Source organism: Nocardioides turkmenicus, from assembly GCF_011045035.1.
GTDB classification, from domain to species: domain Bacteria; phylum Actinomycetota; class Actinomycetes; order Propionibacteriales; family Nocardioidaceae; genus Nocardioides; species Nocardioides turkmenicus.
In genome coordinates, this window is sequence record NZ_JAALAA010000002.1 from 288,802 (window position 1) to 315,531 (window position 26,730).

Genomic DNA, 26,730 nt, shown 5'->3' on the forward strand with positions numbered 1-26,730 from the left:
GAAACTCGACGTTCCGACGTACGTACGATACCGCGTGATACCACCTCGGGTTACGCTGGGTCCATGGCTATGACTCTGCGACTCAGCGAGGCCGACGACCGGCTGCTGACCGACCGCGCCCGGACGGAGAACCGGTCCAAGCAGGAGATCGCCCGCGAGGCCATCCGCGCCTACCTCAACGACCACGACCGGCGCATCGAGGACCTCGAGGACGATCTCGCCATCGCGCGCTACTCCCTGCGCCGCGAGCTCGGCGAGGTCCGCTACACCCCGCACGCCGAGGCCCGCCGCGCCCTCGGTCTCGACCGCCCGCTCGGCGAGTGACCTATCAGATCGTCTGGGCCGACGAGGCGTTGCAGTCGGCCGAGGCGTACGTCGACGACGACCCGATCGGCCTGATCCAGGTCTTCGACACCGTCGACACCCTGGCCGAGACCCCGCGCGACGTCGGTGCGTACGCCTGGGGCAAGGACCGCTACCGCCTCCGCGTCGGCCGCTACCGGATCGTGTACGTCGTCGAGGAGCGCCGCGTCACGGTCGCCGTCATCCACATCGGGCGGCGGAGCGTCTAGTCCTCGCCGGTCGAGCCGCCGGAGCCGCTAGGCGGAGGCGTGTCGAGACCAGCGAGGTTCAGAGCCGCTCGATGACCAGCGCCATACCCTGGCCGCCGGCCGCACACATGGTCTCCAGCCCGTAGCGACCGCCGGTCTCCTGCAGGCCGTGGATGAGGGTGGTCGTGAGGCGGGCGCCGGTGGAGCCGAACGGGTGGCCGAGCGCGATCGCGCCGCCGTTGACGTTGACCCGCTCGGGGTCGAGGCCGATCTGGTCGATGCTGGGCAGCACCTGGGCGGCGAAGGCCTCGTTCATCTCCACGAGGTCGATGTCGGACGCGGTCAGCCCGGCGCGGGCGAGTGCCTGGCGGGACGCCTCGACCGGGCCGAGGCCCATGATCTCCGGCGAGAGCCCGGAGACACCAGTCGAGACGATCCTGGCCAGCGGGGTGATCCCGAGCTCGGCGGCCCGGGTGTCGCTCATGATCACCAGCGCGGCCGCGCCGTCGTTCAGCGGGCAGCAGTTGCCGGCGGTGATGGTGCCGTTCTCGCGGAACACCGGCGCCAGCCCGGCGACCTTCTCCATGGTCACCCCGGCCCGCGGCCCGTCGTCGGCGGAGACGACCTCGCCGGACGGCAGCGTCACCGGCGTGATGTCCCGCTCCCAGAAGCCCCGGGCGGCAGCGGCCTCGGCGCGGTTCTGGGATCGTACGCCCCACGCGTCCTGCGCCTCCCGGGTGACGCCGCACAGCTCGGCGACGTTCTCCGCGGTCTCGCCCATTGCGAGGTGGTAGTCGGGCAGCTCGCCCGCCTCGCGCGGGTCGCTCCAGGCCGTGCCGGCGGCCACCCGGGCAGCACCGCGCTCGTCGGCCTTGAGGAACTCCTCGGCCTTGGTGTCCGGCATCCCGTCGGCCTTGCCGTGCTCGTAGCGGGACACGCACTCGACCCCGGCGGAGACGAACGCGTCCCCCTCGCCGGCGCGGATGGCGTGGAACGCCATCCGGGTGGTCTGCAGCGACGAGGCGCAGTAGCGGTGGACGGTAGTGCCGGGGACGGCGTCGAGGCCGAGGCGTACGCCGACGACCCGGCCGATGTTGTAGCCCTGCTCCCCCGCAGGCTGGGCACAGCCCATCATCAGGTCGTCGATCTGCGTCGGGTCGAGCTCGGGGACCGCGGCGAGGGCGCTGCGTACGATCTGCTCGGCCAGCTCGTCGGGACGCAGGTCCTTCAGCGACCCCTTGAAGGCGCGGCCGATGGGCGAGCGGGCGGCGGAGACGATGACTGCTTCGGGCACGGGTTCTCCTCAGGAGTTGGGGGTGTGCTGGAGGAAGGCGGGCCACTCCCCGCCGCCGTCGACGGCGAGGACCGCACCGGTGATGTGCGTCGCGAGCGGGGAGGCGAGCATCAGGCAGGCGTCGCCGATCTCCGACGGGGTCGCGAAGACGCCGCGCGGGATGGTCGCTGCCACGGCGGCCCGCTGCTCCGGGCTCCCGTAGTGGTCCTCGGACCCCGGGGTGGAGACGATCCCGCAGGAGAGGGCGTTGACGCGTACGTCGGGAGCCCACTCGACCGCGATCGACCCGGTCAGGCTCTCGACGGCCGCCTTGGCGGCACCGTAGACCGCGGTCCCTGGACTGGGCCGGCGTGCCGAGATCGAGCTGATGTTGACGATGGATCCGCGCGAGGCCTTCAACGCCTCGTACGCCGCCTGGCAGACGTAGGCGGTGGCCAGGAAGTTGATCGCGGAGATCTTCTCGTGGAAACGCGGCGACGCGCTCGCGAAGTCGGCGTAGGGGGCGCCACCGGCGTTGTTGACGACCACGTCGAGCCGCCCGAGCCGCGAGGTGATGGCAGCGATCCAGGCCGCGACCTGCTCCGGATCGCGTACGTCCACCTGGGAGAAGACCGGCTTGCGCCCGTCGATCACCGGTAGGTCGGCCGGCGCCGTCCGGCCGCAGATCTCGACCTCCGCGCCGGCCTCGAGGAACCGGGCGACGATCCCGGCGCCCACCCCGCGGGCGCCACCGGTCACCGCGACCACCTTGCCGCTGAAGTCGATCTCCACTGCCATGTGCGGCAGTCTAGAGCGCCTACCAAGCAAATGCTAGGTTGATGGTCGCGGTGACCGGTCACGAGCGTCAGAGGCAGTGCCTCAGACGCAGTGCACGTCCACCCAGTAGGTGTGGTCGCCGTTCATGTGCTTCTTGACCAGCACCGGGACGGTGACCGAGCCGTTCGCGTCGGGAAGGAACGTCTGCCCGGCGTGGTGGACGTCGTCGATCTCGCAGCCGGCCTGGTCGGTCACGGTGATCTTGTGCAGGCCCGCCTCCGCGGCCTCGACGTGCGCCTCGTGGAACGCGAGGACCGCCGGGTTGTACTCGGAGTACTTCACGTTGTGCGCACCCAGCGTGTCGGTCCACTCGGCAGCCAGACCGTCGATGAACGGCCCGCCGTGCCGCGAGAACCTGGTGTCGATCTCGACGATCGCCCGGGCCCGGACCTTGAAGTTGTCGGTCTTGCTGTCGGACGGGACGAAGCCGTGCCGGTTGCCGGGCGCGGAGGAGTCGAGCGCGGCGTACGGCGTCAGCCAGACCTTGTACTCGCCACCGTTGTTGGGGGTGTCGAGGTAGGGGAACAGCTGCACGGTGATGCCGTCGTCCTCCGCGTCGGTGCCGGTGGCGTGCGCACAGGCGCCGCTCGGGGCGACGCTGACGAAGCGGCCGCTGGCGTCGACCTCGACCCGGCGGCAGGCGACCGGATCGGTGGAGAGCAGCGTCTTGCCGGACGGGTCGGTCACCTGGAACGCGTAGATCCCGGCAGGCAGGCCGGCGGCGTCATCGGGTGCGTTGATGCCGGGACCGCCGTTGAGGTAGACGTCCTCCTTGGCGGCGTAGTGGTTGAGGTTGACCGGCGCGCCGGAGACGTCGGTCGTGAAGATCGCGCCGGAGAGCTGCAGCAAGGGCGCAGCCGAAGCCGGCATCGACCAGAGCGCCGCCGCGGCGACCCCCGCCGCGACGGCACAGACGAGCTTTCGGATCATGGGTTTCCCCCTCAGATAGGTCGGACCTCGAGTCTTCGACGCGCCGCGGTAAAGGCGCCGGTCCGGCCCTCGGGTATCACCCGAACCGGGTAGGGCCCGGGATGTGTGATGGGCCACCTTCGCACCACCCTCGGAATACCGGAGAGTCCCTCCGTATTGCCTCAGGAGTGGACCGAGGTCATCAGCCCTCGGCAGACCTGAGAGGAACCCTTCCTGTGAGCGCTAGCGCCGTCGACACCTTCACGGACGTGATCCGAGCCCGTCGTTCCGCGCGGGCCTTCCTGCCCGACCCGGTGCCCGCCGACGACATCCGCGGTGTGCTCGAGGACGCCCAGCGCGCCCCGTCGCACAGCAACACCCAGCCGTGGGAGGTGCACGTCTTCTCCGGAGACGCCCGCGACCGCCTCAGCGAGGCGATGCTCAAGGCGTTCGAGGCCGGCCAGATGAGCCCCGACTTCACCACCACGTACGGTGCCGACGACGGCGTCCACGTCCAGCGGTCGCAGCGAGCCGGGGCCACCCTCTACGGCGCCATGGGCATCGCCCGCGACGACGCCGACGGACGCGCCAAGGCCGTCGCCGAGAACCTCCGCTTCTACGGCGCGCCCCATGTCGCCCTGCTCTTCGTGCCCGAGCTCGGCGATGTCGTACGTGCGGCCAACGACGTCGGCATGTACGCCCAGAACTTCCTGCTCTCGCTCACCGCCCGCGGCTACCACGGCGTTCCCCAGGGCATGCACGGCCTGTTCGCCGACGCCGTCCGCGACCACCTCGGCCTCCCGGCAGACCGCAAGCTGCTCTACGGCATCTCCTTCGGCACCGCCGACCCCGAGGCCGCGGTCAACCGCGTCGAGATGGGCCGCGCGCCGCTCGACGAGCACATCGTGCTGCACGACACCTCGCTCTGACCTGCCGCGCTGTAACACGTCGTTCGTGGGACTTCTCGCCCTGTCGGAACGATCGGATGGTTCTACGAACGACGTGTTACACGCCCGAGGCCGCCGCCCCGCGGATCTCCGCCACCGACATACGCTGCGCCCGGCCCGCCGCGAAGAGGCTGACCGCGACCGCGAGCAGGAGCCAGAGGACCAGTCCGCCGACGGACGCGCCGACCGCGGTACCGCTCTGCGCGACCACGACTCCGTGCAGCGCCTCGGCGGCGAGCGGGACCGGCAGGATGCCGGCGAGCGCACCGAACGGCGCGGACGCGGCGGCGACCGGCAGCAGCCCGCCGAGGGAGACCAGCTGCAGGGCGAGGAAGGCGAGCGAGATCAGCCAGCCGCGACGCTGGCCGGCGAGAGCGACGACGGCCTGGTGGACCGCGACGAACACGGCCGCGGCCAGCACCGCGACGCCGAGTGCCGCGAACGGCTCCGCGAGATCCGCCCCGAGCAGCCGGGCGGCCCCCACGAGGAGCACCGCCTGCACCAGCCCGACGACCACGGCCGGCCACAGACCGGCGAACGTGAGCCGGCGCGCGGTGAGGGCCTCACGCAGCCGCCCGGCGGGGAAGGCCGGGCGGAGCAGGTAGACCGCGAGGGCACCGAGCCACAGGGCCAGCGCGATCACCGCCGGCGCCAACCGGGTCGCCCCCGAGATGGACGGCCCGGAGGCGACCGAGACCCGCACCGGGTCGGCGACGACCTCCGCCTGCTTCTCACCGGGGACCGCGATCTGCGAGGCCCCGTCGTCGAGCCCCGAAGCCAGCGACGAAGCACCCTCGGTCAGCGACGAGGTCCCGGCGGAGAGATCGTCGGCGCCCGAGGCCAGCGAGGCCGAACCGTCCTCCAGCTGCTTGGTCCCGGACGCGAGCTGGTCAGCGCCGGAGGCCAGCTCGGTCGCGCCGGCGTTCGCCTCCCCGACCCCGGCGGAGAGCTCGCGCGCTCCGGCGGCGACCCGCGCGTTGGCGGAGGCGAGTTGCGACGCGCCGGAGGCGACCTTCCCGGCACCGTCCGCCGCCGACGCGATCCCGCCGGTCAGCTCGGGAGCCGCGTGCGACAGGGCCGACGCGCCGGAGGCCACCTGAGAGGCCCCCGAGGCGAGCTGGTCGGCCTGCGCGCCACCCGGGCCGACCGCGGTGGCGGTGGCGCCGCACAGCTGCGGCTTGGAGGCCGCGAGCAGCGGGTCGCTCGCGCACGCCTGGGCCCAGCCCTTGGCGAGCTGGGTGTAGCCGTCCACGCCTTCCGACACCTGCGACGCCCCGCTGGCGAGCGAGGCTGTCTGTGACGGCAGCGCGGCGGTCGAGCGCTTCAGCCGGTCGAGGCCGCCGCTGAGCTGGTCGGCACCGTCCGACAACGACGAGGCACCGCGAGATGCCTTGCCCGCGCCCGCGGCCAGCGTGCCCGCACCCGACTCCAGCCGCGCGGTACCGCCGGCGAGCGTGTCGAGCCCGCCTGCGACCTGCGAGGCGCCGTCCGCGGCGCCGGCGGCACCGGAGCTGAGCGCGTGCGCACCGTCGGCGACCTTGACTGCGCCCGAGTCGGCGGCAGCGGTGCCGTCGGCGAGCTGGTCAGCACCGTCGGCGGCCGAGGTCAGGCTGGACTTGAGCTTCCCGGTCTGGTCCCGCACCCCGTCGAGGTAGGTCGTGGTGACCGTACGTCCCAGGGTCGACGCCGACTGCCGCGCCACCTGCCGGGCGATCTCCGCGGTCACCTCGCTGGACGCGTCGGACGCCTCCACACGCACCTGCCCGGCACTCGGGTCGCTCCCCTGCACGCCGGACAGCGTCTTGGACAGGTCCTCGGGGATCGTGATGACCGCCGCGTACGTCCCGTCCGCGTAGCCCGAGCGCGCGTCCTCCTCGTCGGTGAGCTCCCAGCCGAGCGTCGGACCGGACGAGCCGGAGCCCGAGGAGGAGACGAGGTCCGCGGCCAGAGCCCGGCCCGCGTACACGGTCTTCTTGTCCTTCCCGCTCCCCGTCGTCACCGGCTTGTCGAGGTTGACCACGGCTGCCGGGACCTTGTCGAGGTTCTCGGTGCGGTCGCTGAGTGCGACGATCGCGAGCGCCGTCACGACGACGGGCAGCAGGATCGCGGCGGCCACCAGGCGGCGGCCACCCCACCATGATTTCGTACGTGTCATCGGACTGTCTCCAGGTCAGCGGCCGAGGCCGCGGTGTCGGTGAGCGCGGGTTCGGGTGAGGTCCGGGCAGGCTCGGCACAGGCGAGCGCGTCCGCGACCTGAGGTACGGCGGGCAGCGACGGCATCCCGAGCAGCACCGTCGTCCCCCGCGAGGTCAGCGCGGACAGGGCCGCGAGCTGACCGGGATCGAGCGAGGTCGGACTGTCGATGGCGACCAGGGCGGGCACACGCCGAGCTCCCACGAGCCGGAGCGCCTCGGCGACGTCGTCGACGAGCGCGGCCCGGGCCCGCACCGCTCCCGCCTCCTCCGGCAGCAGCCGGTCGAGCACCACCAGCTGCCCGGAGAACCCGAGCCGCCCGGTGATCGCGGCCAGCGCAGCGGATCGCGCGACGGGGTCGGATCCGTGGATGATCCCGAGCCCGGCCGGGCGGAGCTCCATCGAGAGCGGCCCGAGGGCCCCCAGGACCTCGACCTCACGCGCCCGCACGGCGAGCTCACCGTGAGCAGCGACGTAGTCGGCGTGCTCGAGGTGGTGCACGAGCGCCTCGCCCTCGATGTCGAGGACGGGCAGCCGCCGGTCCAGCCAGCGCGGCAGCCACCAGGCGCCCCGCCCGAGCAGCGCGAGCACGGCCGGCACCAGCGTCATCCGCACCAGGAACGCGTCGACGAGCACCCCCACGGTCAGCCCCAGCGCCATCGGCTTCACGATGGGGTCGCCGTTGGGGACGAAGGCCGCGAAGACTCCGATCATGATGATGGCCGCCGCGGTGACGACGCGGGCGCTGGCGGCGAACCCGGTGTCCACCGAACGCCGCGCGTCTCCGGTGTGGACGAAGTCCTCCCGCATCCGCGAGACCAGGAAGACCTCGTAGTCCATCGCGAGCCCGAAGAGCACCCCCATCAGGATGATCGGGAAGAACGCGATCACCGGCCCGACCTTCGCGACGTTCAGCAGGTCGGCGCCCCAGCCCCACTCGAAGACCGCAGCGACCACGCCGAACGAGGCCGCCACCGACAGCACATAGCCCAGCGTCGCCTTCAGCGGGACCGCGATCGAGCGGAACACGACGGTCAGCAGGATCAGCGACAGCCCGACGACGACGGCCCCGAACGGCAGGATCGCGCCGGACAGGCGAGCACTGACGTCGATCGCCACCGCGGTCTGACCGGTGACCATGACGTCCTCGATCCCGAACCGCTTCTCCAGATCACCCGAGTCGGCACGGATCTCCTTGACCAGCGACGCGGTCTCCGGGTCGCTCTTCTCGGTGTCCGGGTAGATCACCACGAGCCCGAGGTCGGCGGTCCGGTTCGGCGTCGCCAGGGCGACCTTCTGCACGCCGTCGTAGCCGCCCAGCGCCTTGCCCAGCGAGTCCATCACCCCGATCGGGTCGGTGGTGTCGATGATGTCCGCGGTCACGAACAGCGGTGCGTTGTAGCCGGGCCCGAAGTCGCGACTGATCAGGTCGTACGTCTCCCGCGGCGCGGTCCCCGGCTCCGCGCTCCCGTTGTCGTTGAGCCCCAGGGCCAGGTCGCGAGCCGGGATCGCCAGGACGGCGATGACCAGCAGCGAGACCACGACGGTGAGCACCGGCACCTTGGTCACCAGCCGCACCCAGCGCGCCCCGAGAGTGATGGCGTGAGGCCGCCCCTCCGCGGCAGCCTCACGCCGGTGGGCCCGAGACCCAGGCTTCGGACGAAGACGCTCACCCGCGATCGCGAGGAGCGCCGGCACCGCGGTGAGCGCGACGAGCACGGCGACCAGGACCGCCGAGGCCGCTGCGTACCCCATGACCGCGAGGAACGGGATGCCCGCGACCACCAGGCCGCAGAGGGCGATGATGACCGTGACGCCCGCGAAGATGACCGCGCTTCCCGCGGTCGCGACCGCCCGAGCGATCGACTCCTCCACCTCCAGGCCGTGAGCGAGCTGGCTGCGGTGCCGGGCGATCACGAACAGCGCGTAGTCGATCCCAACCGCGAGCCCGATCATCAGTGCGAGGGTCGGGGTGGTGGCCGAGATCGTGGTGGCCGCGGCGACCGAGAAGATCCCCGCCATCGCGATCGCGACCCCGAGCAGGGCGGTGAGGATCGGCAGGCCGGCGGCCAGCAGCGACCCGAACGTGATCGCCAGGACCAGCAGCGCGATGAGGATCCCGATCCCCTCGGTCGCGCTGACGTGCACCCCGGTGACCGAGTACGCATCCCCGCCGACGTGGAGCTCCAGCGAAGATCCAGGCGGGAGCTCGGCAGCCTTCTCCAGGTCCGACGTGACGCCCTCGGGGAGCTCGTCGAGGCCGAGGTCGAACTGCACCGTCGCCAGCGCGTCCCGACCGTTGTCGCTGACGGTCCTGCTCTCCTTCGCGAGAGGGTCGGTGACGGTCGCGACGTGGTCGACCTTCTCGACCGCGTCGAGCACCGCCCGCACCTCCTTGCGATGGTCCTCGATCTTCTCGCCCTCGGGAGCGACGAAGACGAGCTGGGCCGAGGTCCCGGAGACCTCCGGGAAGCGCTGGGTGAGCGCGTCCAGGCCCTGCTGGGACTCGGTGCCCGGGATCGTGAAGTCGTTCTGCAGCTTGCCGCCGAGCGAGACGGTCAGCGCACCCAGCAGCACGGCCAGCAGCAGGCACCGCGCCAGCACGGTCTTGGCACGGCGCGCGACCAGCCGGCCGAGTCGGTAGAGGTAGGAGGACACAGTTCAATACATTAACGCATTGAATACAGAAATGTATCGTTGGCATATGTGAGGATGACTACATGACCGAGGTGAAGGCCCCCCGACGACGTACGAACACCCGCGCGCGACTGCTGGCCGCCGCCGTCGACGTCTTCGTCGAGCGCGGCGCGCGCCGGGTCACCGTCGACGACCTGGTCAGCGCCGCCGGCTACACACGTGGCGCCTTCTACTCCAACTTCAACACCGTCGACGAGGTGCTTCTCGAGGCGTTCAAGGAGGAGTCCGAGCGGCTGATCGAGGCCGTACGCACCGCCCTCGACGAGCACGACGAGACCGATTCGAGCGGATCGCTGATCAAGGCGGCCTTCGACGCGGTCGGCCCCATGCAGGACCGCTGGTACGTCCTGCAGAGCGAGGTGGTGCTGCAGAGCCTGCGCGACCCCGATGCGCGAGAGATCAGCTCCGCGACCTTCACGGCCCTCAGCGAGCAGCTCGTCGAGCTGGTCGAGCTGGCTCTGGACCGCCTCGACTGCACCTCCACGATGCCGACCGATCTCCTCGCCCAGACGATGATGGGCGTGTTCCTGCACAGCCTCACGATGCGTACGATCCGGCCCGACGACCCCCGAGCAGATCGGCTGCTCGACGACGCGCTCCCCCAGCTCCTCGACAGCCTGTCCGTCCCGAAGGCCTCCGCCTAGGCCGGCTGGTTCGCACGACCCCTGGCGCGGCTCGCGATCGACGCGACCACGGCCACGACCACACCCGATCCGAGACCGATCATCATGGCGACACCGCAGGTGTAGCCGCGCGCGGCGAGGTCGTACCACTCCGGTCCGAACCGTTCGGCGAACTCGAACGCGGCCGCCGGCGGCCGGTATCCCCACGACCGACCGACGCCCCACAGCGCCTGGTGGATCGCGACGAGCGTCAGACCGTAGAGCGCCCCCACGACGACGAAGTCGGCGAAGGGCCGCCGGCTCCGGCGGACGAGCGCGACCGCGAGCCAGACCACGAACGGCGCAAGCGCGAGGACGTAGTAAGCGAGCCCGCTGTTCGGCGGCACGACCCCCAGATCGGCGAGCACCGTACGCGGCACCCCGATCGCGACCAGCGTCAGCACCAGACCCAGCGACATGTCGGTCGCGGGGAATCGGCGTGCAAGGACTGTGTTCATGGCGTGCTCCTCGTGGCTTCGTCTCCAGCCGGTCCGCCTCGGACCGCTGTTCCTCAGCCTCCCGCCGTCAGCCGACCAGTGCGTCCGCCCGCACGCGGGACCGGCGTACGCCACCGAGCGCAGACCGCGTGCGCAGACGCGCGCAGCGCCGGCGGGGCCGACCTAGCAGCAGACGACTCGCTCCACCTTGAACAGGCTGTCCTCCTGGCGCTGCATGTTGACGTAGCCCTGGTCCACCCAGACCACCCGGAAGAGCCCGTCACCGAGGTCCTCGACCCGGCGCTCGCCGCCGGCGTCGAGGTCCTCGAGGATGTGGAAGTAGAAGCCGTCCCCGCCGTTGGCGTCGTCGGTGCAGTCCCACGAGGCCGGGTCGTCGAGGTCCGGCATGTAGAGGCCGGCAGCCTCGCAGTCACCCGCCTGGAGCGCCTCGACGAACCGGACCGCCGCCGTCTCCGCGCCGCTGACCGGCTGCCCCGCGGCCGTCTCGCCACCGTTGGCAGGCTCCTCGACCGGTCCTCCGCGCGACACGAACCAGGTCGCGGCGCCGCCCAGCACGAGGGCGATGGCGACGGCGGCCGCGACGAGAACCGCATTTCGCCGACGGCGCGACGGCCGCGGCTGGGGCGGCGGCGGAGGCATGGGAGTCGACGGCGCCGGGCCCGGCGCACGGAGCATGGTCGGGGCGTCCGAAGGCGGCGGTACGGCGACCGCCCGACCCTCCGTCGCGGCGGTGAGCGCGGCGGCGAAGCTCCCCGCGTCCGGCCAACGGTCCTCCGCCCTCGGCTCGAGGGCGCGCATGATCACCGCGGACACCGTCGCCGGCACCGGTGAGACCGTGCCGAGGTCGGGGACCCGGGACACGACCGTCAACGCCGGCGCCGGCGAGCGCCCCGCGAACATCGCCCAGGCGACCGCACCCAGGCTGCGTACGTCGGCACGATGGTCGATCGGCAGCGACTCGTCGAACTGCTCGGGCGCCATGTAGGCAGGCGTCCCGATCTGCCTGGTCACCTCGGTGTGCTGGTCGAGCGCACGGGCCACGCCGAGGTCGGCGACCATCGCCCGCAGCCGGCCGTCGGACCCACCGGCGAGCAGGATGTTGGCCGGTTTCACGTCGCGGTGGATGACCGAACGCACGTGGAGCGCGTCGAGACCGGCCGCGGCCTGCGTCACCAGATCGGCCACCAGCTCCGGCGGCATCCCTTGCGGGTGCTGGGCGATCAGCTCCGCGACGCTGCCCGCGTCGGCGTACGCCATCACGAAGTAGGGCGCACCCGCCGGCGTCTCGCCGATGTCGTGGACCGAGACGACGTGCGGCGAGTCGACCGACCGCAGGAAGCGCGCCTCCTGCAGGAACCGCTCCCGGATGTCAGCCGCCTGCGTCCACTGGGCACTGAGCACCTTCACCGCAACGGGCGAGTCGAGAGCCGGGTCGTGGTAGAGCCACACCTCGGCGAAACCGCCGGAACCGAGAGGCTTGACCTGGCGCAGGCGCCAGAGGGTCTGGGGAAGGGTCACCGGGACATTATGGGGCCGGGCGTCGCCCTCAGCGCGCGATCCGCCCTACAAACCGTTGGACCCAGCGCCGCTCGCGCCGAGATCATGGCCCCATGCCGGTCGACATCTCCTCGGTACGGGCCGGCTGCTGCCCGACGACGGCTCGAGCTGGCAACCGGTCACGACCGGCGAATCCGGCGCCATCGTGCATCACGATCGTGATCGTGGGCGCTATGCGAAGCTCGTTTCCACCGCCTACGTGGGTGACCTGGCAGCGGAGGGAGACCGGATCGTCTGGTGGCGCGGTTCTCTGATGCGGGGGTGTCGCGCACGATTCAAGAGCGGCCGGGCTTGATGAAGCTCTTCGACTATGTCGTGGCCCATGACGAGGTCGGGTTCATCGTCGTCAACGAATTGGAGCGGTTGACTGCGGGCATTGCGCAGCGTGCGGGGTCATTGAGGTGTGCCAGCGGCTCAATGTGTGGTTGCTGACCGAGGACATGGACTCCATCGACCCGTTCAACGAGGCCGCGGTGCAGGAGGCCGACCAGCGTGCCGTCGCGGCGAAGGGCGAGGTGCTGAAGGTACGCCGGCGCACGCGCCGGAATCTGCGACAGAAGGTGATCAACGGCCGGGTCGCTGTGCGCCTGGCGTACGGCATCCGGATGAAGCCGCTCGTCATCGACGGCGTCGAGTTGAAGTCCGGGCAGCGGATCGTGGATGGCATCGGACGGGTCCAGCGCTCAGGTGAGATCGAGAGGCACTCCGGCGAGTTCCCGTGGCTGGTGAAGACCTTCGAGTGGGCAGACAGCGGCGTGGCGACGGAGGAGATCGCACGGCGGCTGACTGCCGAGGGTGTGCTGACCAAGACCGGAAGTGCGCGATGGCGCGGCAACACGGTGCGGGGGATCTTGGAGAACCCGGCCTGCGGCCGCGGACGCCCAGCGAGCGCTCCCGGTACCACGCCATCGCGTCCGTTCCCGCTACTTCGGGCGTCGGATACGACCGACCAACCGCTGGTCCAGTTCCCCGACGATCCGGTCCCGCGTGTCCTCTGCCAGGCGCAGCGCACGAGCAGCGTCAACTCCCACCAGATGCCCCCGGTACTTCTTGACGACCCCGTCGATCAGGACGGTATCGATCTCATCGCGTGTGGCATGAAGGGCCACAGCGCCCTGTGGGAAGTTCTCGTCAGCCAACGCCATCGCAGGAGTGCCCGAGTCCACGATCACGACATCGGCCCTCTTGCCGACCTCGAGCGTTCCGATCAGATGATCCATCTGGAGGGCCCTGGCACCGCCGATGGTCGCCCACTCCAGGGCCTGGTCCACTCCGAACCGGTGGATCGGAATCGGCTGACGGCGCTGGTGCGCAGCCCGATTCTCCGCGATCCGGTCCGCGCTGATGACCGCGCGGATCGCATTGAGAATGTCGCCGCTCTGGTATGTCACCGTGTCTGACGACAGTGAGCCGTTGATGCCGAATTGGACGAGCTGGTGCGTCGGCGGGTAGCCCTGACCGAAGTTGAACTCGCTCTCCGGCGCGATGGACACCGAGCCATCACTGGCGGCGATCCTGTGATAGGACTCGGCCTTGAGCGTGGCTGAGTGGACATAGGTCGTCGTGGGCAACAGCAGATCGTATTGGTCGAGGAGCCGGAAGAACGCGTCCTCCTGGTACAGATAGATCCCGGCGTGAGTGGTGATCGGGATGCCGCGCTCGGCCGCCCACCTCCAGCCGCGGCGGTCGGGGAACGAGAGGTCACCGGACCAGTCCAGCGCCAACTGGGCCGTGACCAGGTCGCCTCCATCGTTGGTCCGCTCGATGATCCGGGTGAGCTCAGGATTCATGACCCAGTCAGGCACGGTGGAGATCTCCTCGCCGGTGGCATACCCCCAGGCGAAGCGCACCCGTCCACCGCCGTCGGCTGCGGCCTGGAGCGCGGCCTCTCCATCCTCGATGTTCCGCAGGCCGTGCGACCAGTCCACGAGCGTGGTCACGCCGGCATCGATCGCATCGACGTACCCGAAGAGGTTGGCGTTGTAGAAGTCCTGCGTGGTGAACCGGCTGCCGAACTGCGCGCGCATGTACTCCAGGTAGTTGTTGAAGTTCCAGTTCGCGCCGAAGGCCTTGAACGGCGTCTGCCAGGTGTGGCGGTGCGTGTCAATCATGCCCGGCATCACGATCATGTCGGACGCATCGATGACCTGCGCGTCAGCCGGAACAGGCACGTCGACGCCCATCGCAGCTATGACGCCGTCGCGGATCAGCACCGAGACCCTCCGCAGCACCTCGCGGCCCGGCGTCATCGGCAGGATGGTGCCCCCCTTGATCACGAGCGGACGCCGACGGTCGAAGTCCGGTACATCCGGTACAACGGAGCGTGCCGACCCGTAGCCTTCCGTGCGCCTGCCGATCTCGAACCCCGCGGTACCAGCAGCTCCGGCTGCGACGACACCCACGGCGCCGGTGAGGAGTCCGCGACGGGTGGGTCCCGTCGTCATCGAGCGCTTCGAGACGTCGTTCGTCATGAATCTTCCACCTTCCGAAAGACCGGATCTCGGCCCGGACACATACCAGTTGATATGTCAACTATGGTGCGGTCTGCGCTGCAGATCCAACGACTCTCCGCGATGCCTTCCATCGCGGCGAGCGATGGAAGGCGACGACGGGTCAGGTGGCGACTGCCTCCCCGATTTGGTCGGCAAGGGCCGACGCAGCTGCGCTGAGCCGCCGACCGCGAGGTATCGCGAGGGCCACCGGCCAATCGAGGCCGGCATCGGGCAGCCGGCGCACCACGAGGCCCTCTGGCAGCCGCTCGGTCTCCGGCCGTGGCAGCAGCGCCACGCCAAGCGAGGCCCGGACGTACGCCGGCACCGTCGCGGTATCCGCGACCTCGATCGTCACCCGCCGCGCCGCGCCCGCCTGCTCGAATGCACGGTCCACGACCGCCCGGTTCCCCCAGCCCATGGGAGCGTCGATGAAGTCCATGCCGTCGAGATCACGCAGGGAGACGCTCTCTGCTTGGTCGAGGGCATGACCTGCCGGGATGACTAGATCCATCCGGCTCGTCGCAAGCGGCATCAGCCGAACACGACTCGCCTCAGCGCCGGGCGGCGACACGAAGGCCAGATCGAGGCGACGTTCGGCGACCGCCTCCACGAGGCCCCTGGAACCGGTCGGCATCACCACGAGGCGAAGTCCCACCCCAGGATGCGCCTGGCGATATGCGGCAAGGATGCCGGGAACGTCGAGACTACCTGTCGAGGTCATGGTTCCGATACGAAGGATCCCACCCAGACCGCCTCGCACGAGGGCCACGGCATCACGAGCATCCCGCGCGGCCTCGAGGGTCCGATAGGCATGCACCAAGAGAGCCTCGCCACTCGCCGTGACCGTGACGCCGCGCGCGCCGCGCTCCAACAACGGCGCACCCAACTCGCGCTCGATCGCCTTGATACCGGCCGACACAGCCGACTGGACCACGTGCAACCGCACGGCGGCGGCCGTGAACGTGCCTTCCTCCACCACGGCGACGAAGAACTCCAGGTGGCGTAGCTCCATCCCGATTGTGCCTCCGCGCTCTCAGCCCTCGGCCAGCCGAGGCGGCCAGGTCAGCAGTCGTCGATTCATCATTCGCCACTGCTCCCATGAAATGATAATGACTCGTATCTGGTCATCCAGGCAGGAAGGCCGGGTCATACCGAGGCCAGGGCTCCACTCTGGGTCCCGGGGACAGCGGCCAGGCCGTCCAACTCGACGACCGAGCTCACCCACCCCAGATCTGAAAGGCTCCTGAAGCCGATCGGCGGCCGCTACTTCTTCGACACCCACGAGGCCCGGGACCTGGACGGGCCCAGCGCACCGATCACGACCACGGCGAGGACGCCCGTGGCGACGGCCAGTGTCCACAGGTCGTGACCGCCGACGACGAGGAGCGCACCGACGAGTCCGCCGAGGAACATGCTGCTGATCGGGACCAGCCGGCGCCCGATCTTGCTGTTCTGGCCTCCCGCTGCTCGGGAGTCGGCGGCGATGCCGGTGATCGTCAGGGTGAGGACGGTCGTGGTCAGGTCCGGTACGGCGAGGGCGCGGGCGGTGGCGTTCTGGAGTCCGAGGGCGACACCGAGGAGGGCGATCAGCAGGGCGAGCACCCAACCCTCGTACGGCGCCGCGGCCTGCCACGCGGCCAGCAGGCTCAGCGCCACCAGGACGGTCTCGGCGATGGCCGTCAGGAAGAGATGGCGACCGCGGTGATGCCCGACCGTGGTCTCGAGGCGGCCGCCCAGAACTGCGCCGGCCAGGAACGTACCGATCGCCAGGAGCGATGCCCACCAGATGAACCCGGGTGCCCCACCGACGGCGAAACCGAGGAACACCACGTTGCCGGTCATGTTGGCCACGAGCACATGACCGAGCATGAGGTAGCTGAACGCATCGACCAGTCCGGTCACGAAGGTGAGCAGCAGCAGGAGCGGGGGTAGCGGGCCGTGCGGGTTGCCGCGGGGCGGCACGATGAGGTGCCAGGCGTCGAGGATGTGGTTCGTGAGGGTCATGCCGCACCTCCTGCGGGGTGGTTCTCGAGATGGTCGCGGTGCAGCGCCAGACGGAGCAGCAGGGCGGCACCGATGCCGCCGACGGTCGCCGCCAGGGACACCGCCGGAATCCAGTACGCGGTCAGGCCGACGATCTCGTCGACGGACCAGGAACCGGGGCCGGTCCATGCGACGACGACGCCGAGGGCTGCGAGGAACAACGGGTACTCGAACCCGCCGTCCTGGGACCAGAAGCCGGACCTCAGCTTGACCGTCGTCGCGACGGTCATGACTCCGATGACGCCGGTCGCGGCCGCCGGGGTCAGCAGCCCGCCGATCAGCAGCACTCCGGCGCCGACCTGAGTGAGTCCGGCGAGCAGGGCTGTCCAGACTCCGCCCAGGAAGCCGTCATCGCGGAACTCCTGGGTCGACCCGGTCAGGCCGGTGCCGCCCCACCAGTAGGTGAGCTTCTGGATGCCGTGGGCGGCCACGAAGCCGCCCAGCACGACACGAAGGACCAGCAGTCCGAGATCGAGCCCGACGTCCACGGCGATCTCCCTTCACATTGAGCACATTGGATGTGCTCCCAGTGTCGGCCTCGCCGGTCGATCATCCCAACACAAGTTGTGTCTGATTACGATCGGTTCTGCTTATCGTTGATGAACTCCTCGAGCACGTCGAGGAACGCCCGGCCCGAGGCCGGGATCCGTTGCGCGTCGTAGACCGCTGTCACGGGGTGGACCGCGTCGGGGTCGTTCAGGCCGAAGACCCGGTAGGGCACCGCCAGGTCGGGCATCGCGGTGATCCCATAGGTCGCCAGGGTCTGCGGCACCACCGTCACTCCCAGCCCCAGCGCCGCGAAGCGGAGGATGTCGGACGCCTGGGCAAGCTCGAGGGACGAGAGCGCCTCGACGCCGCAGCGGTGCAGGGCCTCGTCGACATGGCGGCGCATCCCGGTGCCCTTCGAGAAATGGATCATCCGACCGCGGGCGAGCAGATCGGTCAGGGAGATCGGGCTCTCCAGCCCCTCGACGAGGCGTTCGCAGGCCACCCCGACCAAGGCGTCGGTGGCGAGGAGCCGGTGCTCCAGTCCGGCGGGCAGCTCATCAGGCCCGATGGCCACGACAGCGAGGTCGAGCTCGCTGGCACATACGTCCTCCACCATCGTCCAGGACGGACGGTTGCTGATCTGGATGTCGATGCCGGGGTGGCGATCGTGGAAGGTCGCGACGGGACCGGCGATGTCGACCGCGCTGAGCGCGGTCTGGATCAGGCCCAGACGCAGGTGTCCCTTCTCCAGGCCGAGGTAGGAGCGCACCTCGAGTCGTGCTCTCCGCTCGTCGGCGATGAGCCGGCGCGCGTGCGGCAGGAGCAGCTCGCCAGCCGGGGTCAACTCGACCTTCCGGCCCCCGCGGACGAACAGGGGTGCGCCGATCTCACGCTCGAGGCGGCCGATCTGCTGGCTGAGCGCGGACTGGGCGACGAAGCTCCGCTCCGCTGCGCGAGTGAAGTTCTGCAGCTCCGCGACGGCGACGAAGTAGCGCAGATGGCGAATCTCCACGATGCCTCCCCTGGATGATTGGTGATCGCTGAAACCGATCGTACCGCTCTATTTCCAGTGTTGGAGTTATCGGAAACCTAGACCTAACTTCGAGATCGAAGGTGCTCGACCGAGCATCAGAAGATCCAGTCAGGGAGTTTCCTCATGGCCACTCCGACCATGCCCGTCGGCGGCGTACAGCCTCACGACGGCGCCCAGCTGCCGGCGGACCTGGTGGTCCGCAACGGCAAGATCCACACCGGCGACCGCGACAACCCGGCGGCGACTGCTGTGGCAATCAAGGACGGCGTCTTCGTCGCCGTCGGCAACGACGCCACGGTCGCGCCCCACATCGGGCACGGGACGCGCATCGTGGACGCCCTCGGGCGCCGGGTCATCCCGGGGCTCAACGATTCCCACACCCACGTCATCCGCGGTGGCAACAACTACCTCCTCGAGCTCCGCTGGGACGGAGTACGTTCCCTGAAGCGGGCTCTCCAGATGCTGAGGGAGCAGGTGGCGCGTACGCCGGAGGGACAGTGGGTCCGCGTGGTCGGTGGCTTCACCGCCGAGCAGTTCGCCGAAAAGCGGCTGCCGACGCTCAAGGAGCTCAACGACGCTGCGCCGAACACGCCGGTCTTCATCCTGCACCTCTACCAGAGCGCCCTGCTGAACAAAGCGGCTCTCCGCGCGGTGGGCTACACCAAGGAGACGCCGAACCCGCTCGGCGGCCAGATCGTCCGAGACCACAAGGGCGAGCCGTCCGGCCTGCTCCTCGCCGCGCCCGGTGCGACGTTGCTCTACAGCACGCTCGGCAAGGGACCGCATCTCAGCGACGAGCAGAAGAAGGAGTCGACGCGGCACTTCTTCCGCGAGCTGAACCGTTTCGGTCTCACCTCCGCGATCGACGCCGCCGGTGGCTTCCAGGACTTCCCGGACGACTACGGCACCATCACCTCGTTGGCCGAGGCCGGCGAGCTGACGGTCCGGGTGGCGTACCACCTCTTCCCGCAGACCGCGGGCCAGGAGATCGACGACCTCAAGCGTTGGATCGGGATGGTCTCCCCGGGCGACGGCGACGAATGGCTCCGCGCCAACGGCGCCGGTGAGAACCTCGCCTGGAGTCCGGCGGACTTCGAGAACTTCGCGGAGCCCCGCCCTCAGCTGACTGGCCGTGCGGCAGGGGATCTGGAGAAGGCCGCCAGGCTCCTGATCGAGAACGGTTGGGGCTTCCGTCTGCACGCGACGTACGACGAGACGATCCGGCACGACCTGGACGTCTTCGAGAAGATCGCGGCCGACCTCGGCCAGGACACCCTCGGTGTCCCGTGGCTCTTCGACCACGCCGAGACGATCTCCGACCAGTCCATCGACCGGCTCAAGGCCCTGGGCGGCAACGTGGCCGTGCAGAACCGGATGTACTTTCAGGGCAAGGTCTTCCAGGAGCGTTACGGCCGCCTGGCCGCGGAGTGGGCGCCGCCGGTGACGAAGCTGCTCGACGCAGGTCTCGTGGTCGGGGCAGGGACCGATGCGACCCGGGTTTCGTCCTACAACCCCTGGCTGTCGCTCCACTGGCTGGTCGCAGGTCGTGACATCGGCGGCAACCGGCTGTACTCCCCGGCGAACATCGTCTCCCGGGAGAAGGCGCTCGAGTTCTACACCGTCTCCGGCGCGGAGCTGACCGGCGAGGTGGAGAAGAAGGGCACCATCACCGTCGGCAAGTACGGCGACCTCGCCGTGCTGACCGAGGACTACTTCACCGTCGAGGCCGACCGGATCCCGTTCATCGAGGCCGCTGTCACGGTCGCAGGCGGGCGTGTCGTCTACGCCAATGCCGAGTACGAGGGCCAGGCGGCCCCGCTGCCCGAGATCAGCGTCGAATGGTCTCCCGTCGCCCACTTCGGCGGCTACCAGGCGCCCGCAGAACCGCGAGGCGTACGTCAGGCCAAGGCGTTCCTGGACGCCGCAGCCGATTCGAAGGAGCAGAGCGAATGGCGCACCTCCCGTGGGGAACGCGTCGGCGACTACGCCGCGCTGGCCGACGACTTCTGCTGAGCAGTCCGCCCAACCCAGGCCGTCACGCGGCCGCCGTCCCATCCACAGTCCCCGTCCCGGCCGGCACGGCCCCGACGAGTACCCCGGAGTCCGGGGAGAAGTTCTCGAAGAAGAGAGAGATTGATATGACCGAGTTCAACATCGACGCTGTCCAGGCCGCTCCGAGCGAGGACCTGATCACCCCCGAGAACAGCGTCTTCCTGTTCGTCGACCACCAGCCGCAGATGTTCTTCGGCGTCGGCTCCGACGACCGGCAGTCCATCATCAACGCGACGGTCGGCCTGGCGAAGTCGGCCAAGGCGTTCAACGTACCGACCGTCCTGACCACCGTTGCCGCCCAGTCGTTCTCCGGCAACCTGCTGCCCGCGCTGCAGGCGGTCTTCCCCGACCAGAAGCCGATCGACCGCACCACGATGAACACCTGGGAGGACGCCGACGTCGTCGAGGCGATCAAGGCCACCGGCCGCCGCAAGATCGTCCTCTCGGGCCTGTGGACCGAGGTCTGCCTGGTGCTTCCGGCGCTCTCCGCGCTGGCACAGGGCTACGAGGTCTACGTCGTCACCGACGCCTCCGGTGGCGTCAGCACCGCGGCCCACGAGCACGCCCTCAACCGGATGATCAAGGCCGGCGCCGTTCCGGTGACCTGGATCCAGGTGCTGCTCGAGCTGCAGCGCGACTGGGCTCGCACCGAGACGTACGTCGCCACGACCGACATCGTGAAGGAGCACGGCGGCTCCTACGGCCTGGGCCTCTACTACGCCGGTGACTTCCTCGGTGGCCACGCCGGCTGACCGGATCACCGGTGACGGGATCGGCCCGGGACTCACGAGAGTCTCGGGTCGATCTGCGTCGTTCCGGTGATTTCACGTCGGACCGTCTCGAAGCCGGCCATCAGCGCGCCAAGTTTGGCACGCCAGGGCACGACTGCCGCACCGGTGGTCACGACGTCGCCGACCATCGACAGCCACGGCGGGCATACCGCGAGAACTGCGATATCGCGCCGCTCGCCGAGCCTAAGTGGCCCAATGGGCACCGGCACCGGCAGCGTCCGCGACGACGCGGTCCACCCGGACACATGCATAACGCCTCTGGCAGGTGTCGGCGCCGACTATCGCTGGCTGGGACGACGGCACCGGGTGAGGGTCGTCGCGATCCACTGCCCGGGTGAGGCGGTCCTGGCTGTACAGAAACGCTATGGCAACGGGATTGGGTGAGCTGACGAGATTGAAGACGGGCCTCGCTTGCGCCAGCCCCATCGTCTCCACAAGAAGTAGCCGGGCGGCAGTCATGTGCGCTCGCTAGGCGGGTCGGACCGGTGGATCAGGCAGGTGGTGGTGCCGTGGGCGACGAGGCGGCCTTCGTCGTCGCGGACCTCTCCCTCGGCGGTTGCCGTGCGGCGGCCTGTATGAATCGTCTTACCGATGGCTGTCAGGCGTCTTCCCTCGACGCTGATCGTTCGCGTGTAGTTGACCTTGATCTCGATCGTGGAGTACCCGACGCCCGCCTCCAGGGTTGTATGGACGGCGCACCCCATCACGGAGTCCAGCAGAGTGGCACAGATGCCGCCGTGCACATCCCCGAGCGGGTTGGCGAAGGCAGGCTGCGTCGTCACCGCGAAGCTGACTAGCCCCTCCTCGAGAGCCTCAACTTCCATGCCCAGTAGCTGCCCGATGCCTGGGCGCTGGGCAATGGAAGCAGCTCCGGCACGGAGCAGTTCCAGCCCGCTCAACGACGCTTTGGTTGTGGATGTCATGCGCAAACCTCCAAGTAGAGTGGTTGGTCTATTTCGGGCCACGTGTAGGTCGACCGCCGCTTGACCGCATCCAGGAGAGGGAGCCGAGCGGTCATGAGGTAGCCGGGGGTAGCGTCGCGACGTACTCGGCATCACGGTTGAGCGGACCAAGTTGGCCAGCGCTCCCGGGACTGCCAAGGTCGTCGAAGAATGTGACGTTGGCGGCGACAAAGGGCTCCCAGTCCTCGGGGACGTCTTCCTCGAAGAAGACGGCCTCCACGGGGCAGACTGGTTCGCAGGCGCCGCAGTCGACACACTCGTCGGGCTGGATGTAGAGCATCCGTTTGCCCTCGTAGATGCAGTCGACTGGGCACTCCTCGACACAGGCGCGGTCTTTGACGTCGACGCAGGGCTGGGCGATCACATAGGTCATGACGCGGTGCCTTCCTGGGCGGTGTCGTTGGAGATGGCCACCATGGCCGCGCGGTCGATGACCTTGATTCGGGCTCGGCCAGATGGTCGGCCCAGGGCACGCTCGTGGGCATCCAGCCGGTACCACCCCTCCCATGTGGTGTGTTGGACTCCTCGGTCCTGGAGGAGCCGTTCGATGCGGTTCGGGACTCCGATCGGGTCGGTGAGCCGACCCGCGGCGAAGTCCTCGACCAGGCACGCAACCGTCTCGTTGGCGTCCCCCTTGGTGTGCCCGATCAAGCCGACCGGGCCGCGCTTGATCCAGCCGGTCACGTAGGTGCCGGGTATCGCTTCGCTTGCCGGTGACTGGACCCGGCCGGCCTTGTTCGGGATCGTCGCGGAGACCTCGTCGAACGGGACGCTGTTGAGGGCTTCGCTGCGATAGCCGACAGCGCGGTAGACGGCGTCCATCTCCCAGGTGGACTGTTGCGGCTCCTCTTCGGGCGCGCGGCGGAAGGTTCGCAGACCGGCGACGGCCCCGCCGTTGCCGAGGATCTCGACGGGTTCCTCGAAGAAATGCAGGTGGAGCCGGTGCGGCCGGTCTCCCGGCTCCCGCGATGCCCAGCCCTCGAGTGTCCGGCACACCAAGTCGACTTGCTTGGAGGATCGGCGCAGCGCGACGGCCTCTTCGTCGTACTGGATGTCGCGAGGGTCGACGATGACCTCGATGGTCGGGCTGTGGTCTAGTTCGCGAAGTTCCAGGGGGGAGAACTTGGCGTGTGCGGGTCCGCGCCGGCCGAAAACGTGGATCGCGCGTGCCTGGTTGGCGCGCAGGCCGGCCTCCACGTTCGCCGGGATCTCCGTGACGAGCAGTTCGTCAGCGGTCTTGGCGAGGATGCGCGCTACGTCGAGGGCAACGTTTCCAACACCGAGCACGGCTACCCGCTCCGCGAAGAGCGGCCACTGGGTCGCCACGTCGGGATGACCGTCGTACCAGGAGACAAAGTCCGCAGCTCCATAGCTGCCGACCAGGTCCACACCGGGTAGGTCGAGGCGGCGGTCCCTCATGGCGCCGGTGGCGAGGATGACGGCGTGGTAGGACGCGTGCAGGTCGTCGAGGGTCAGGTCAGAGCCGATGTCGACGTTGCCGAAGAAGGTGACCAGCGGCTTGTCGAGCACCTTCTCCAGTGCTGTCACGATCTCCTTGATCCGTGGGTGGTCCGGGGCGACGCCGTAGCGGATCAGCCCGAACGGTGCTGGGAGGCGCTCGAAGATGTCGACTGCAACGCCGGAGGTGATGGCGGTGTCAGACTTGGTCAGAGCGTCTGCGGCATAGATTCCGGCCGGGCCGGACCCGACAATGGCGACACGGAGGGTGGGCAGTGTCATCGCGACTTTCCTTCGAACTGATGCGGTTGTGTGGCGGAGCGTTCGGCAGCGCGTGCACGGACGCCCTGGTCGCTGCAGAATCCCGAATGGTCTCGCTTGAGGCAGAGCAGACCCAGCAGCTGGTGATCGTCGTCGACTACCGCGAGGCGGCGTTGTTTCCGGGCGAGCATGCGTCCGCGGACTTCCGCGACTGTCTCGGTGGGTGCCACCGTCCGGCCCTGGAGCACGGCGATGCTGAGCGCCGGCCCCGGACTGCGGCAGTCATCAGGCAGGTCGTCTCGAGTGATCGTTCCGACCAGCTCGCCACCGCGCGTCAGAAGCACCATGTGCACGTGCGCGTCCTCGAGGACCTCTCGCGCAGCCTCGATGCTCGCGTCGTGAGGGAGCGTCTTCGGGATGCTCACCATCACATCCGCTGTGATTCCGCCCGCCAGGACTCCAGCCGTACTCATCCCGCCTCCACAGCGACGGGCTCGGATTCCAGGCGTTCTATCCGGGCCGGCACGTTCTTATGCCATGGGGTGAGGAAGAACTTGTCTCGGCGAGTGATCCCGGTGAGCTCGTTGGGGGGCGTGCCGACGACGTTGTCTTGGCCGTCGGTGTCGGGATGGGCGAGCCCGAATCCGTTCGGCAGGGAGATATGGCCTGCTTGCATGATGTCGCTGATCTCCACCGTCGCGGCCGCCTCGCCCACTTCAGTGACGACTCGTACCGCATCGCCTGTCTGCACTCCAAGGGCGGCAGCGTCCTCGGATGAGATCCGCAACGCGCCCGACTTGTCTCGGCGTCGCCACTCGGGATCGCGGAAGATGACGTTGGCTGTGAAGGCGCGGCGCTCGCCTGCAGAGAGAGTGAGCGGGAACTCAGACGAGGTGAACCTCGGCTCGGTCCACAGAAGCAGCCCCAGTTCCTCGATGAGCGCGGGGATGTGGACGTGGATGCGCTTATCGTCGTGGTGGATGTATCCCCACGCGTCTTCGTACCGGTCATCGGTGATCGTGACCCCTTGCCGGCTTTCCTGTATCGCCGCGAACAGCGACTCGCCGAGGTCGAACCCGCTGCCCTGGTGACCAGCACGGGAAACCCCGTCGGGGTAGCCGATCGCGCACAGATGGGCCATCCCCCACACGACCGCCAGCGACTCCTGGCCGTCCGGGAGGGTCGACCCGAGGGTTTTGTACAGCAGGTACGGAACCACACCGGTTAGCTCGGGGCGGGCAGCGAGAGTGGAGAAGAACGCCAGGGCGAAAGCCTTGCGGCCGATCCGGGCGGCAGCGGTGAGCTGGTCGATGAGTACCTGGTCGACCACACCGAGCTCGTCGATGAGCGCGACGTAGATCTCCGGCTCGGGGCGGGTGCCGGCCAAACGGTCCATGAGGGGTGCACGGGCCTGGTAGGCGTTGTGCGGGAAGTGCAGGGTGAACAGCGACCCTTCCCACTTCTCGAACTGGCTGGTCGCCGGGAGAACGTAGTCGGCGCAGCGAGCCGTCTCCGTCATGGCGACGTCGACCACGACGGTCAGCTCGAGTTCCTCGAAGGCCGCGCGCATCCGCTGGGAGTCAGGCAGTGAATGCACCGGGTTGGAGGCGTCGACCCACATTGCCCGCAGACGGTCAGGGTGATCGGTGAGAATCTCCTCGGTGATCGTCGTCGCCTGCACCAAGCCGGAGAAGATCGGGGCGCCCGTCACGGGCGTGGTGTCGGGCCCGTTGTGCATATTGAGCGTGTTCGCGAAGCGACGCGCCAATGGAACCGAGACGGCGTCGAAGAACGCGCTCAGCGCGACATCAGCCGACTTCTCAGCCATCGCGCGCCGGCGCGGCGAACTCTCGCCTGCCTGGAGGAGGTTCCGTATCAGCGGTGCGGCACGACGCATCGCCAGATCACCGACCACTTGCCGGGTCCGCGCCAGTGGGATCGGCCTCTCGGGCGGGATGTGGTGCCAGCTTCCAACGAGGGGAAACAGCCAGGAGTGCATGTGAACTGCGCCGGGCTTAGCAAAGTTGCCGGTCAGGATCCACTGGAGCTTGTTCAAGTACGACACGAGGGTGCTGTTGGGTCCTTGCTGCACACCGATGTCCTCGTAGGTCGCGAGGCTGGAGGCGCGGGCGATCCGCCGGGCCGTCGTGCGGATGAGCTCCTCGTCGATGCCGCACTTGCGGCTGCAGTCGGTCACGTCGACTTGCTGGAGGACCGCGAGGACTGCGTCGGCGCCGGTGGTGTGCTCACGCAGCCACGCCCGGTCGACGAGGTCTTCCTCGACGAGAACACCGAGGATGGCGGCCAGGCACCAGGCATCGGTGCCGGGTTTGACTTGGAGGTGGATGTCGGCGATCTCTGCAGTCTCTGACCGACGAGGGTCGATCACGATGAGCGCCCGCTCGGGATCACGAGCGATCTCGCGCAGCACCGTGCGGGCGTGGGCGACCCCGTGGCTCTGCCACGGGTTCTTGCCGACAAAGAGGGCGACCTCGGAGTTTTCGTAGTCCCCGCTCGTGTGGGTGCCGTAGAGCTGGGCATCGACCCAGGCCTCACCGACCTTCTCCTGCGCCAGCGCGTTGGAGTAGTAGAGCCCTCCCAGCGCGTGGAGCAGGCTACGTCCGTAGGCTGCGCCGAGGTGGTTCCCTTGCCCGCCGCCGGCGTAGTAGAAGATCTTGTCGCCACCGTACTCGTCCCGTACCTGGGCGAGCCTGGCCCCGATCTCGGTGATCGCGGTATCCCAGTCGATCTCCTCGTAGCCACCCTCGGGGGTGCGGCGCAGCGGGCTGGTCAAACGGTGCGGGTTGCTCTGGTACTTGTCCAGGCGCAACGGCTTCTCACACGTGTAGCCCTTCGAATTCGGGTGGGCCTTGTCGCCGCGAATCTTCACCAGGCTGCGTCCGTCGAGCTGCACCTCCAACCCGCAATTGTTCTCACACAGGATGCAGGCCGTCTTCTGCCATCCACCGTCAGTCGTCGTCATCCCGCTGCCCTTACTGGTCGTCGGCCGGTCTCCACCGGACTATGGATTATGTTCGACACCATAGTCTAGGTACTATGACACA

At 69.1% G+C, this 26,730-nt stretch carries 24 protein-coding genes and 1 pseudogene; 7 read left to right on the forward strand and 18 right to left on the reverse strand.

The annotated features are described in order from the left end of the window. Window positions 1–63 precede the first annotated feature (63 nt). Window positions 64–324, forward strand: coding sequence for a ribbon-helix-helix protein, CopG family (locus G5C66_RS03545; protein ID WP_040754613.1), 261 nt, complete (start codon window positions 64–66; stop codon window positions 322–324). Beyond that, window positions 321–572: a type II toxin-antitoxin system RelE/ParE family toxin gene (locus G5C66_RS03550; protein WP_165109571.1), complete on the forward strand. Its 252-nt coding sequence runs from the start codon at window positions 321–323 to the stop codon at window positions 570–572. The genes G5C66_RS03545 and G5C66_RS03550 overlap by 4 nt, the downstream gene beginning before the upstream one ends. A 58-nt stretch (window positions 573–630) precedes the next feature. Here G5C66_RS03550 and G5C66_RS03555 read toward each other — a convergent pair whose 3' ends face one another. The 3 genes from G5C66_RS03555 to G5C66_RS03565 form a co-directional block, all read right to left on the reverse strand. Further along, complete coding sequence (locus G5C66_RS03555) at window positions 631–1,845, reverse strand: acetyl-CoA C-acetyltransferase (protein ID WP_165109572.1); 1,215 nt, start codon at window positions 1,843–1,845, stop codon at window positions 631–633. A 9-nt stretch (window positions 1,846–1,854) separates the two neighbouring features. Further along, on the reverse strand, window positions 1,855–2,622 hold the full coding sequence (locus tag G5C66_RS03560) for an SDR family oxidoreductase (protein WP_165109573.1): 768 nt from the start codon (window positions 2,620–2,622) through the stop codon (window positions 1,855–1,857). Between the two features lie 81 nt (window positions 2,623–2,703). Continuing rightward, window positions 2,704–3,591 carry a hypothetical protein gene (locus tag G5C66_RS03565; protein ID WP_165109574.1) on the reverse strand — a complete coding sequence of 296 codons (888 nt, stop codon included), beginning with the start codon at window positions 3,589–3,591 and terminating at the stop codon, window positions 2,704–2,706. Between the two features lie 215 nt (window positions 3,592–3,806). Between G5C66_RS03565 and G5C66_RS03570 the strand changes: the two genes are divergently transcribed. After that, window positions 3,807–4,499 (forward strand): nitroreductase family protein, encoded by a 693-nt coding sequence (locus tag G5C66_RS03570; protein WP_165109575.1) that lies wholly within the window; start codon window positions 3,807–3,809, stop codon window positions 4,497–4,499. A gap of 76 nt (window positions 4,500–4,575) precedes the next feature. Here the strand turns inward: G5C66_RS03570 and G5C66_RS03575 are convergent, their stop codons facing one another. Together G5C66_RS03575 and G5C66_RS03580 are read right to left on the reverse strand one after the other, a co-directional pair. After that, window positions 4,576–6,672, reverse strand: coding sequence for a YhgE/Pip family protein (locus tag G5C66_RS03575; RefSeq protein WP_165109576.1), 2,097 nt, complete (start codon window positions 6,670–6,672; stop codon window positions 4,576–4,578). Next, window positions 6,669–9,368, reverse strand: coding sequence for an MMPL family transporter (locus G5C66_RS03580; RefSeq protein WP_165109577.1), 2,700 nt, complete (start codon window positions 9,366–9,368; stop codon window positions 6,669–6,671). Before G5C66_RS03580 ends, G5C66_RS03575 begins: the two co-directional genes overlap by 4 nt. 62 nt (window positions 9,369–9,430) lie before the next feature. Here G5C66_RS03580 and G5C66_RS03585 point away from each other — a divergent pair, with 62 nt between their 5' ends. Then, window positions 9,431–10,051 carry a TetR/AcrR family transcriptional regulator gene (locus G5C66_RS03585; protein WP_165109578.1) on the forward strand — a complete coding sequence of 207 codons (621 nt, stop codon included), beginning with the start codon at window positions 9,431–9,433 and terminating at the stop codon, window positions 10,049–10,051. Here G5C66_RS03585 and G5C66_RS03590 read toward each other — a convergent pair. Together G5C66_RS03590 and G5C66_RS03595 are read right to left on the reverse strand one after the other, a co-directional pair. Further along, window positions 10,048–10,527: a hypothetical protein gene (locus G5C66_RS03590; protein ID WP_165109579.1), complete on the reverse strand. Its 480-nt coding sequence runs from the start codon at window positions 10,525–10,527 to the stop codon at window positions 10,048–10,050. The two genes, G5C66_RS03585 and G5C66_RS03590, sit on opposite strands and share 4 nt — an antisense overlap. A gap of 162 nt (window positions 10,528–10,689) precedes the next feature. Then, complete coding sequence (locus G5C66_RS03595) at window positions 10,690–12,045, reverse strand: protein kinase domain-containing protein (protein ID WP_165109580.1); 1,356 nt, start codon at window positions 12,043–12,045, stop codon at window positions 10,690–10,692. A gap of 644 nt (window positions 12,046–12,689) precedes the next feature. Between G5C66_RS03595 and G5C66_RS27040 the strand changes: the two are divergent. Further along, window positions 12,690–12,941 (forward strand): annotated as a pseudogene (locus G5C66_RS27040) (recombinase family protein); the annotation flags it as partial. 66 nt (window positions 12,942–13,007) lie between these two features. Here G5C66_RS27040 and G5C66_RS03605 read toward each other — a convergent pair. The 5 genes from G5C66_RS03605 to G5C66_RS03625 all read right to left on the reverse strand — a co-directional run bounded on the left by G5C66_RS03605 (window position 13,008) and on the right by G5C66_RS03625 (window position 18,120). Continuing rightward, window positions 13,008–14,555, reverse strand: a complete 1,548-nt coding sequence (locus tag G5C66_RS03605) for an amidohydrolase family protein (RefSeq protein ID WP_165109581.1) — start codon at window positions 14,553–14,555, stop codon at window positions 13,008–13,010. A gap of 142 nt (window positions 14,556–14,697) precedes the next feature. Beyond that, on the reverse strand, window positions 14,698–15,588 hold the full coding sequence (locus G5C66_RS03610; RefSeq protein ID WP_165109582.1) for a LysR family transcriptional regulator: 891 nt from the start codon (window positions 15,586–15,588) through the stop codon (window positions 14,698–14,700). A 251-nt stretch (window positions 15,589–15,839) separates the two neighbouring features. Continuing rightward, window positions 15,840–16,580 (reverse strand): YoaK family protein, encoded by a 741-nt coding sequence (locus G5C66_RS03615; protein ID WP_165109583.1) that lies wholly within the window; start codon window positions 16,578–16,580, stop codon window positions 15,840–15,842. Beyond that, a complete protein-coding gene (locus G5C66_RS03620; protein ID WP_165109584.1) occupies window positions 16,577–17,107 on the reverse strand; it encodes a DoxX family membrane protein in 531 nt (176 codons plus the stop codon). Before G5C66_RS03620 ends, G5C66_RS03615 begins: the two co-directional genes overlap by 4 nt. 86 nt (window positions 17,108–17,193) lie before the next feature. Then, window positions 17,194–18,120: a LysR family transcriptional regulator gene (locus G5C66_RS03625; protein WP_165109585.1), complete on the reverse strand. Its 927-nt coding sequence runs from the start codon at window positions 18,118–18,120 to the stop codon at window positions 17,194–17,196. A gap of 144 nt (window positions 18,121–18,264) precedes the next feature. Between G5C66_RS03625 and G5C66_RS03630 the strand changes: the two genes are divergently transcribed. Beyond that, complete coding sequence (locus G5C66_RS03630; protein ID WP_165109586.1) at window positions 18,265–20,154, forward strand: amidohydrolase; 1,890 nt, start codon at window positions 18,265–18,267, stop codon at window positions 20,152–20,154. 125 nt (window positions 20,155–20,279) lie between these two features. Further along, window positions 20,280–20,945: a hydrolase gene (locus G5C66_RS03635; protein ID WP_165109587.1), complete on the forward strand. Its 666-nt coding sequence runs from the start codon at window positions 20,280–20,282 to the stop codon at window positions 20,943–20,945. A 32-nt stretch (window positions 20,946–20,977) separates the two neighbouring features. On the opposite strand, the gene G5C66_RS03640 is transcribed toward G5C66_RS03635, so the two are convergent. The 6 genes from G5C66_RS03640 to G5C66_RS03665 form a co-directional block, all read right to left on the reverse strand. Next, a complete protein-coding gene (locus G5C66_RS03640) occupies window positions 20,978–21,229 on the reverse strand; it encodes a hypothetical protein (RefSeq protein ID WP_165109588.1) in 252 nt (83 codons plus the stop codon). A 210-nt stretch (window positions 21,230–21,439) separates the two neighbouring features. Further along, window positions 21,440–21,907, reverse strand: coding sequence for a PaaI family thioesterase (locus G5C66_RS03645; protein WP_165109589.1), 468 nt, complete (start codon window positions 21,905–21,907; stop codon window positions 21,440–21,442). A gap of 91 nt (window positions 21,908–21,998) precedes the next feature. Continuing rightward, on the reverse strand, window positions 21,999–22,319 hold the full coding sequence (fdxA, locus tag G5C66_RS03650) for a ferredoxin (protein ID WP_165109590.1): 321 nt from the start codon (window positions 22,317–22,319) through the stop codon (window positions 21,999–22,001). After that, complete coding sequence (locus G5C66_RS03655) at window positions 22,316–23,686, reverse strand: FAD-dependent oxidoreductase (protein WP_165109591.1); 1,371 nt, start codon at window positions 23,684–23,686, stop codon at window positions 22,316–22,318. Before G5C66_RS03655 ends, fdxA begins: the two co-directional genes overlap by 4 nt. After that, window positions 23,683–24,090 carry a CBS domain-containing protein gene (locus G5C66_RS03660; RefSeq protein ID WP_165109592.1) on the reverse strand — a complete coding sequence of 136 codons (408 nt, stop codon included), beginning with the start codon at window positions 24,088–24,090 and terminating at the stop codon, window positions 23,683–23,685. Before G5C66_RS03660 ends, G5C66_RS03655 begins: the two co-directional genes overlap by 4 nt. A gap of 44 nt (window positions 24,091–24,134) precedes the next feature. Next, window positions 24,135–26,648, reverse strand: coding sequence for a molybdopterin-dependent oxidoreductase (locus G5C66_RS03665; protein ID WP_165109593.1), 2,514 nt, complete (start codon window positions 26,646–26,648; stop codon window positions 24,135–24,137). Window positions 26,649–26,730 lie beyond the last annotated feature (82 nt).